The organism is Sphingomonas segetis (genome assembly GCF_009720245.1).
GTDB lineage: Bacteria > Pseudomonadota > Alphaproteobacteria > Sphingomonadales > Sphingomonadaceae > Sphingomicrobium > Sphingomicrobium segetis.
In genome coordinates this window covers 1-8,214 of the sequence record NZ_WJSQ01000122.1, presented here as the reverse complement: position 1 = coordinate 8,214, position 8,214 = coordinate 1, and the positions used below count along the sequence as shown (strand labels likewise).

General features: G+C 66.0%; 8 protein-coding genes. 6 read left to right on the top strand and 2 right to left on the bottom strand.

Annotated elements, in window-relative coordinates; all coding sequences use genetic code 11:
• The 6 genes from GH737_RS16125 to rpoN all read left to right on the top strand — a co-directional run.
• A partial coding sequence (locus GH737_RS16125) for a hypothetical protein (RefSeq protein ID WP_476749615.1) occupies positions 1 to 398 on the top strand: 398 nt, incomplete at its 5' end.
• Between the two features lie 91 nt (positions 399 to 489).
• Positions 490 to 1,113, top strand: a complete 624-nt coding sequence (locus tag GH737_RS11110; RefSeq protein ID WP_155264886.1) for a ribonuclease D — start codon at positions 490 to 492, stop codon at positions 1,111 to 1,113.
• The gene (lptC, locus tag GH737_RS11105; RefSeq protein ID WP_155264885.1) at positions 1,106 to 1,744 is read left to right on the top strand and encodes an LPS export ABC transporter periplasmic protein LptC; all 639 of its coding nucleotides are present in this window, start codon (positions 1,106 to 1,108) and stop codon (positions 1,742 to 1,744) included. Before GH737_RS11110 ends, lptC begins: the two co-directional genes overlap by 8 nt.
• Positions 1,741 to 2,289, top strand: coding sequence for an LptA/OstA family protein (locus GH737_RS11100; RefSeq protein WP_230558771.1), 549 nt, complete (start codon positions 1,741 to 1,743; stop codon positions 2,287 to 2,289). Before lptC ends, GH737_RS11100 begins: the two co-directional genes overlap by 4 nt.
• A gap of 10 nt (positions 2,290 to 2,299) precedes the next feature.
• A complete protein-coding gene (gene lptB / locus GH737_RS11095; protein ID WP_155264883.1) occupies positions 2,300 to 3,076 on the top strand; it encodes an LPS export ABC transporter ATP-binding protein in 777 nt (258 codons plus the stop codon).
• A 12-nt stretch (positions 3,077 to 3,088) separates the two neighbouring features.
• Positions 3,089 to 4,543, top strand: a complete 1,455-nt coding sequence (gene rpoN / locus GH737_RS11090; protein ID WP_155264882.1) for an RNA polymerase factor sigma-54 — start codon at positions 3,089 to 3,091, stop codon at positions 4,541 to 4,543.
• On the opposite strand, the gene GH737_RS11085 is transcribed toward rpoN, so the two are convergent.
• Positions 4,540 to 5,304 (bottom strand): endonuclease/exonuclease/phosphatase family protein, encoded by a 765-nt coding sequence (locus GH737_RS11085; RefSeq protein WP_155264881.1) that lies wholly within the window; start codon positions 5,302 to 5,304, stop codon positions 4,540 to 4,542. The two genes, rpoN and GH737_RS11085, sit on opposite strands and share 4 nt — an antisense overlap.
• Before the next feature lie 34 nt (positions 5,305 to 5,338).
• Complete coding sequence (gyrB, locus tag GH737_RS11080) at positions 5,339 to 7,849, bottom strand: DNA topoisomerase (ATP-hydrolyzing) subunit B (RefSeq protein WP_155264880.1); 2,511 nt, start codon at positions 7,847 to 7,849, stop codon at positions 5,339 to 5,341.
• Positions 7,850 to 8,214: the final 365 nt, after the last annotated feature.

Genomic DNA, 8,214 nt, shown 5'->3' with positions numbered 1-8,214 from the left:
GGCGCCACTGGCTCCCGCTCCAGCGCTGCGCGGTCCCAGTGCGCCAGCTCGGCCGCTGCGTCGTAAGCCGACTGAAAGAATTTCGTCAGCATCCGGTCGGGATCGCCGTAGCCGCCACGACCGCCGCCGCCACTACCGCCGCCGCCGCCGAAGCCGCCGCGCTCCTGAAAACCGCCAAACTCCTGGAAATTGTCTGCGCCGAAACTTTCGCGCTTGTCGCGGCCGCGCCCTCCGCGTTCTCCTTTGCGCCCTTTATCGAAACCCATATCCGTCCGAACTCAATCTGCCCGTTGACCCCTGAAACCAACGCGCTCGGGCAAAAAGGCGCAACCGGTCATGGCGCGCAATCCACTCACGCACCGTTCACATCATTACAGCAAAATTCAGGGCGGCTCTAGTGACTCAAATTGCTGCGAAATTTCACGGGGCTGGCAAGGCGGGCGCGAGGGAGACTAAAGCGCCCTGACACGCTTCACCCGAGGAACTCGAATGGCCGTTCATCTGCACGAGGAAGACCTGCCCGCTGACGTCGGGTTCGCCGACGGGCCGATCGCGGTCGATACCGAGGCGATGGGCCTCCACCCCGGCCGCGACCGGCTGTGCCTGGTGCAATTGTCGGACGGCAAGGGCGACGAGCATCTCGTCAGGTTCGGACAGGGAAGCAACTTTTCGGCGCCGAACCTGAAGCGGCTGCTCGCGGACCCGAATCGGCTCAAGCTCTACCATTTCGCGCGCTTCGACGTCGGCATCATGCAATATTACCTCGGGATCATGGCCGCCCCGCTTTATTGTACCCGGACGGCATCGCGCCTCGTCCGCACCTACACCGACCGCCACGGGCTCAAGGATCTCGTCAAAGAGCTTCTCTGCCTCGAGATCTCGAAACAGCAGCAGACCAGCGATTGGGGCGCCGCCGAGCTCAGCGAGGCGCAGCGCGAATATGCTGCGAGCGACGTCCGCTATCTCCATGCCCTCAAGGACAAGCTCGACGAACGGCTCGAGCGCGAGGGCCGGACCGCGCTTGCGCAGGCCTGCTTCGATTTCCTTCCGGCGCGCGCGCTGCTCGATATTGCCGGCTGGCCGGAGCAGGACATCTTTGCGCACGATGGCTGAGATCGCGCAAAGTCAGCGCGCGGGAAAGCAGCGCTGGGCGGAGCCTGGAAGCGCGCACGACCGGCTCGTCAAGTGGACCAAGGTGATCCTGCCCGCCGGCGTCGGTGTGCTGATCGCCGTGCTCGCGCTGGCCCCGCTCGGCAAGAAGAGCGACGTCAGCTTCATCCTCGACAAGAAGAAGGTCGAGAACGCGCCCGAGCGGATGCGAGTCGAGCAGGCGCGCTATGTCGGCACCGACAACAAGGGGCAGCAATTCACCATCGTCGCCAACCGTGCGATCCAGCCCAGCTCAGAGGTGCCGGTGGTGGACATCCGCGGCATGTTCGCCCGGCTGGCGCTCGCGCAGGGGCCGCTGCTGATCGCCGCGAACCAGGGGCGGTACAACGTCGATACGCAGAAGATCATGATCGACGGACCGGTCAAGGTCGCGGGCGCGGGGGGATACAGACTGGCGACGCGCGACGTCACGGTCGATCTCAAGCAGCGCGAGCTGACGAGCGACGGCCCCGTCGCGGGCGCCATGCGGCTCGGTCAGTTCCAGGCGGGCCGGCTGCACGCCGACCTTGGCGACCGGACGGTCGTGCTCGATCACGGTGCTCGCTTGAAAATCGTGCAGGGGGCCGTCAGATGATGCACATGCGCTTTGGCATCATCCTTGCTACAGCCGCGTTGGCGGCCACCGCCGCTGCGGCGCAGATCAAGCAGGAGCAGCCGGTTTCCGCGCTGAAAGGCCACAACAGCGACGCGCCGGTCGACGTGTCCGCCGACCGGATCGAGGTCCAGGACCGCGCCGACCGGGCCATGTTCACGGGCAACGTCCATGTCACCCAGGCCGAGCTCACGCTCGACACGCCGCGGCTGACGGTTGCCTATTCCGGCGGTGCGGGCGTCGGCGGTGTCCAGATCAAACGGTTGGATGCGGCCGGCGGCGTGGTCGTGCGCAGCCCCTCGGAAACCGCGCGTGGCGATTTCGGGGTCTACGACCTCGAGCGCAAGCTCATCACCCTCATCGGCAACGTCCAGCTGACCCGCCAGAACAACCAGGTCAGCGGCGCACGGCTGGTCATCGACCTCGACACCGGCCGCGCCGTCATCGACGGCGGCCCGCCCGGCGTGAATTCGAGCGGCGGTCGCGTGAAGGGCCATTTCACTGTCCCGCAGCGCCAGCAACAATAGGCACGCCGCGGTGAACGAAGCCGTCACCCTCGCACCGCCCTCCGAGGAGGAGGCGCAACAGGTCAGCGGCGGTCTCGAAGTCCGGTCGATAGCCAAGTCCTATGACCGGCGCGCCGTGCTCCACGACGTTTCGCTCGACGTGCATCGCGGCGAGGTCGTCGGGCTGCTCGGACCGAACGGCGCCGGCAAAACGACCTGCTTTTACTCCGTGATGGGGCTGGTGAAGCCGGACAGCGGGCGAATTTTCCTCGACGGCCAGGACATCACCGGCCTGCCGATGTACCGGCGCGCCATCCTCGGCCTCGGCTATCTGCCGCAGGAGACCTCGATCTTCCGCGGCATGACGGTCGAGGAGAATATCATGGCGGTGCTCGAGGTTACGGAGGCGAACCGGGACGCACGCCACGCGCGGCTTGAGCAGCTGCTCGGCGAATTCGGGCTGACAGCGCTTCGCGATTCGCCTGCGATGGCCTTGTCGGGCGGTGAGCGGCGGCGGTGCGAAATCGCCCGAGCGCTCGCTGCCAAACCGACCATCATGCTCCTGGACGAGCCGTTCGCCGGAATCGACCCGATCTCCATTGCCGACATCCGCGAGCTGGTGCGCGAGCTCAAGAGCCGCGACATCGGCGTGCTCATCACCGACCACAATGTCCGAGAGACGCTCGATATCGTCGACCGCGCCTGCATCATCTACGACGGCCAGGTCCTGTTCGCGGGCACTCCCGAAGCGCTGGTCGCCGACCAGGAGGTCCGGCGCCTGTACCTCGGCGAGAGCTTCGCGCTGTAGCGGGCTAGCACAATGGGCCTTGGCCCCTCCCTCAGCATCCGCCAGTCGCAGCAGCTGCTGCTCACGCCCCAGCTCGCACAGGCGATCAAGCTGCTGCAGCTCAGCAACCTCGAACTCGACAGCTACATCGCCGAGGAGATCGCGAAGAACCCGCTGCTCGAGTCGCAATCCGGCGAGCCGGACGAGCAGCCCGCCGGCGATTTCCAGGGCGAGGAGTTCGACAGCAATGAAGCGCCCGACGATCCGGGCGCGGACGACCTGATCAGCGGGCAAGCGGACGACGACCGCCCGCTCGACGTCGACTGGCAATCCGAAGCGCTCGAGACCGACAGCTACGCCGACGTCGTCACGTCAGGCGGCGGTGAGGAAGCATTCGACTTCGAACGCGTCCAGTACGCGGCGGCCTCGCTTTCCGAGCATCTGATCGACCAGCTCCACGGCGTGTCAGGAAACCTTGGCGATCTCGCACGGATCATCGCCGAGACGCTGGACGAGACGGGTTATCTGACCGTCCCGCTGGAGCAGATCGCCGAGCTGACGGGCGCGCCGCTGCCGCTCATCAGGGGAGCACTCGACGTGGTGCAGGGACTCGATCCACCCGGAGTAGGCGCGCGGTCGCTCGCCGAATGCCTGACGCTTCAGGCGAAGGCGGCGGACCGCTACGATCCGGCGATGGCGCGGCTGATCGACAACCTCGAACTGTTGTCGAAAGGCCGGACCGCCGACCTCAAGCGCATCTGCGGAGTCGACGACGAGGATCTCGCCGACATGATCCGCGAGCTCAGGGCCTACGACCCGAAGCCTGGCTGCCGCTTCTCGGGATCCGCGGCAGTAGAAGTCACGCCCGACGTCTTCGTGCGCCGCACCCGCGGCGGGTTCGCGGTCGAGCTCAACCAAGCGACGCTTCCGCGGCTGCTGGTCAACCGCCGCTATTATCAGGAGCTCAAATCCGGGCCGCAGGACAAGAGGTCGCGCGCGTGGCTGAGCGAATGCCTGCAAAGCGCCAACTGGCTGGTCAAGGCGCTCGACCAGCGCGCGCGGACGATCGTCAAGGTGGTGTCCGAAATCGTGAAGCGCCAGCAAGGCTTTTTCGAGCGCGGGGTTTCGGCGATGAAGCCGATGACCCTGCGCGAAGTCGCCGAGGCGATCGGAATGCACGAATCCACCGTCAGCCGGGTTACATCGAACAAATATCTGCTGTGCGACCGCGGCCTCTACGAGCTCAAATATTTCTTCGGTTCGGGGGTCCAGTCGGCCGAAGGCGACGGCGCGGCGGCCGAAGCGGTGAAGGCTGCAATCAAGCAACTGATCGACGCCGAAACCGAAATCCTTAGCGACGATGCGATGGCAGGCTTGCTCAAGCAGAAGGGCTTCGACGTCGCGCGCCGCACCGTCGTCAAATATCGCGAGTCAATGGGGATCGGCTCCTCGATCCAGCGGCGGCGCCTGCGCAAGATCACGGGTTAGGCGCTGACCCGCGCCCAGATCGGGAGGTGATCCGACGCCCGGCGCGCGGCCGGGCTCATGTGGACGCCCGCGGCCTCGACGTTGAGCGCCTTGTCGACGATGATCCGATCGAGCTGGGCCACCGGGTGCCGGGCGTGGAAGCTCGCGCCGGTCGGGGCGATGTGAAACTGCGGCGCAAGCTCCTGAAGGCATCCGGCAGCGGTGCGCCATTCGTTGGTGTCGCCCATCAGCACCGTCGGCATCTTCTGCGGCCGGCGCGCGATCGCTTCGAGGATGGCGCGCATCTGGCGCCGCCGCCAAAGCCCCGAAAGGTCGAGGTGCATCCCGATGACCCTGAGCGGCCGGTCCTCGATCAGCAACTCGGCCATCACCGCGCCTCGCGGCTCGAGCGTCGGCAGCTCGACCACGCTGCAGGCAAGAATGCCGACGTGCCTCTTCACCAGAATCGCGTTGCCGTGCCAGCCGATGTTGCGCGTATCGACCTTCAGGAGCCGGTCGGTGTGCCTGCGCGCCTTTTCGAGGATGCGCTTGTGGCGGACGCCGAAGACAACCGGCTGGTACAGGCCGTGGCTGTCGATCAGCTCGTGCGGCATCGTCGAGCCGCGCCCGCCGGTCCTTTTGTCCGCTTCCTGCAGCGCGACGATATCGGCGTCGATCTCCTGGAGCACGCGAAGCACCCGCTGCGGGTCGCGCCGGCCGTCGAGCCCGACCGCCTTGTGCATGTTGTAGCTCGCCAGCGTGATGCAGGGCCCGCTGCTCATGCCCTCGCCAATAGATGTTGCTGCTGAATGGTTCCTAGACGTCCAGATTGGCGACGCTGAGCGCGTTGTCCTGGATGAACTCGCGGCGGGGTTCGACGACGTCGCCCATCAGGCGGGTGAAGATTTCGTCGGCGACGTCGGCCTGGGCCACTTCGACCCGCAGAAGCGAGCGGTTGGCGGGGTCGAGCGTGGTCTCCCACAGCTGCTCGGCGTTCATTTCGCCGAGCCCCTTGTAGCGCTGGATCGACAGGCCCTTGCGGCCGGCGGCGAGTACCGCATCGAGCAGCTCCGAGGGCCGCGTGATCGCGACCGGCTTCCCCTTTGTGTCGGCGGCGACCTCTTCGGCGGCATCCTCGCCCTCGCCGGTGCCGAGCGTCGGCTCCTGCTCGGCGGCGCCCTTCTTGAGGGTGCGCAGCGTCAATGGCCTGGCATATGCGGCAGCCTGCTCGCCGGCCAGCATGTCGAGCTTGCGCGCTTCCGCCGAGACGAGGAAGGTCGGCTCGATCAGATAGGCGTCGGTCACGCCGCGCCACAGGCGCTTCAGCAGATAACCGCCTTCCTGCGCCACTTCGCCGGTCCAGTTGGCCTCGGTGTCCCCGGCGTTGAGCCATTCGGCAACCTTGGCGATCGCCTTCGACTTCCCATCGCGGTCGAGATTCGGCCTCAGCGCACCGTCGATCGCGAGCGCCTCGATGATTGCCGGATCATATTTGCGCGGCGCGTAGCGCATCAGTGTGCGCATGCGGCGCGCGTGGTCGACCAGGGTCTTGAGGTCCTTGCCCGAGCGCTGCCCGTCCGGCGTGTCGAGGATCAGTCCCTCGAGCCCCGCTTCCTCGAGATAATCGTCGAGCGCGGCGTCGTCCTTGAGATAGACTTCCGAGCGGCCGCGGGCGACCTTGTACAGCGGCGGCTGGGCGATGAAAAGGTGGCCGTTCTCGATCAGCTCGGGCATCTGCCGGTAGAAGAAAGTCAGCAGAAGCGTGCGGATGTGGGCGCCGTCGACGTCGGCGTCGGTCATGATGACGATCTTGTGATAGCGCAGCTTGGCGATGTCCCAGTCCTCGCGGATTCCGGCGCCGAGCGCCTGGATCATCGTCCCGATTTCGCGCGAGGAAAGCATCCGGTCGAAGCGCGCGCGCTCGACGTTGAGCAACTTGCCGCGGAGCGGAAGGATCGCCTGGTTGTGGCGGTTGCGGCCCTGCTTGGCCGAGCCGCCGGCGCTGTCGCCCTCGACCAGGAACAGCTCGCTGAGGGCGGGATCGCGTTCCTGGCAGTCGGCCAGCTTGCCCGGAAGCGAGGCGATGTCCATGACCCCCTTGCGCCGGGTCAGGTCGCGCGCCTTGCGCGCCGCTTCGCGCGCGGCGGCGGCGTCGATGATCTTCTGGACGATCGTCTTGGCGTGCGCGGGATTTTCCTCGAGCCATTCGCTGAGCTTGTCGGCGATCAGGCTTTCCAGCGGCTGCCGCACTTCGGAGCTGACCAATTTGTCCTTGGTCTGCGAGCTGAACTTGGGGTCGGGCAGCTTGACCGAGACGATCGCCGTCAGGCCTTCGCGCATGTCGTCGCCGGTCAGGGCGACCTTCTCCTTCTTCAGGATGCCCGAGCGCTCTGCATAATTGTTGAGCGTACGCGTCAACGCGCCGCGGAACGCCGCGAGATGGGTGCCGCCGTCGCGCTGCGGGATGTTGTTGGTGAAGGTGAGGACGTTCTCGTAGTAGGAATCATTCCACTCGAGCGCGACCTCGATGCCGATTTCGTCGCGCTGCCCGGTGACCGAGATCGGCTCCGGGATCAGCGCCGTCTTGGCGCGGTCGAGATATTTGACGAACGCGGCGATTCCGCCCTCGTAATACATCTCGACCTGCTTCTGCTCATCGTGCCGATCGTCGATCAGGACGAGGCGCACGCCGGAGTTGAGAAAGGCCAGCTCGCGGAACCGGTGCTCGAGCCGCTCGAAGTCGAACTCGGTGATCTTGAACGTGTCCGCGCTCGGCAGGAAGGTGACGCGGGTGCCGCGCCTGTCGGTCTTGCCGACAACCTTGAGCGGCGCCTCGGCCTCGCCGTGGCGGAAGCGCATGAAGTGCTCCTCGCCATCGCGCCAGACGGTCAGCTCGAGCCACTCGCTGAGCGCGTTCACCACCGACACGCCGACGCCGTGGAGCCCGCCGGAGACCTTGTATGCATTGTCGTCCGACGTGTTCTCGAACTTCCCGCCGGCGTGGAGCTGGGTCATGATGACCTCAGCCGCCGAGACACCCTCCCCGGCGTGGATCCCGGTCGGGATGCCGCGGCCGTTGTCGTCGACGCTGACCGACCCGTCGGGGTTGAGAGTGATCAGGATGCGGTCGCAATGGCCGGCGAGCGCCTCGTCGATCGCATTGTCGCTGACCTCGAACACCATGTGGTGGAGGCCCGAACCGTCATCGGTGTCTCCGATGTACATTCCCGGCCGCTTGCGCACGGCATCGAGGCCCTTGAGGACCTTGATGCTGTCGGCGCCGTAGGAATTGTTGTTGTTGCCGCTGTTCTCGGAGGTGGTTGCCATAGTCGGGATATAGGGATTTTCAGCGGGAAGTCACGCGCACGCGCGTGGCGCGCGCACGCACACACGCGCGTGAGTCGAGAGCCGAATGTTCGCGAATGTTCGCAGTGACGGACGGCGCAAAGCGCGGGTTGTCGGATGTGTCGGAAACCTTCACCGAGCGCCACTGCGGCACGGTTCGAAAAGAATCGGCGAACGCATCCGCGAATCTAGATCACAAATGGCGGCCTGTAGGACAGCATTTTGTCTGATGTTCGATTTGGGAACTTCGCAGGTCGCTTTTCATGTGACGATCAGGCGGCGCGGGTGCCGCCCGAGCGCCTGCGGCGGCCGCGGAAATTGCGCGCCGGCTGGCCGCCTTCGGGACG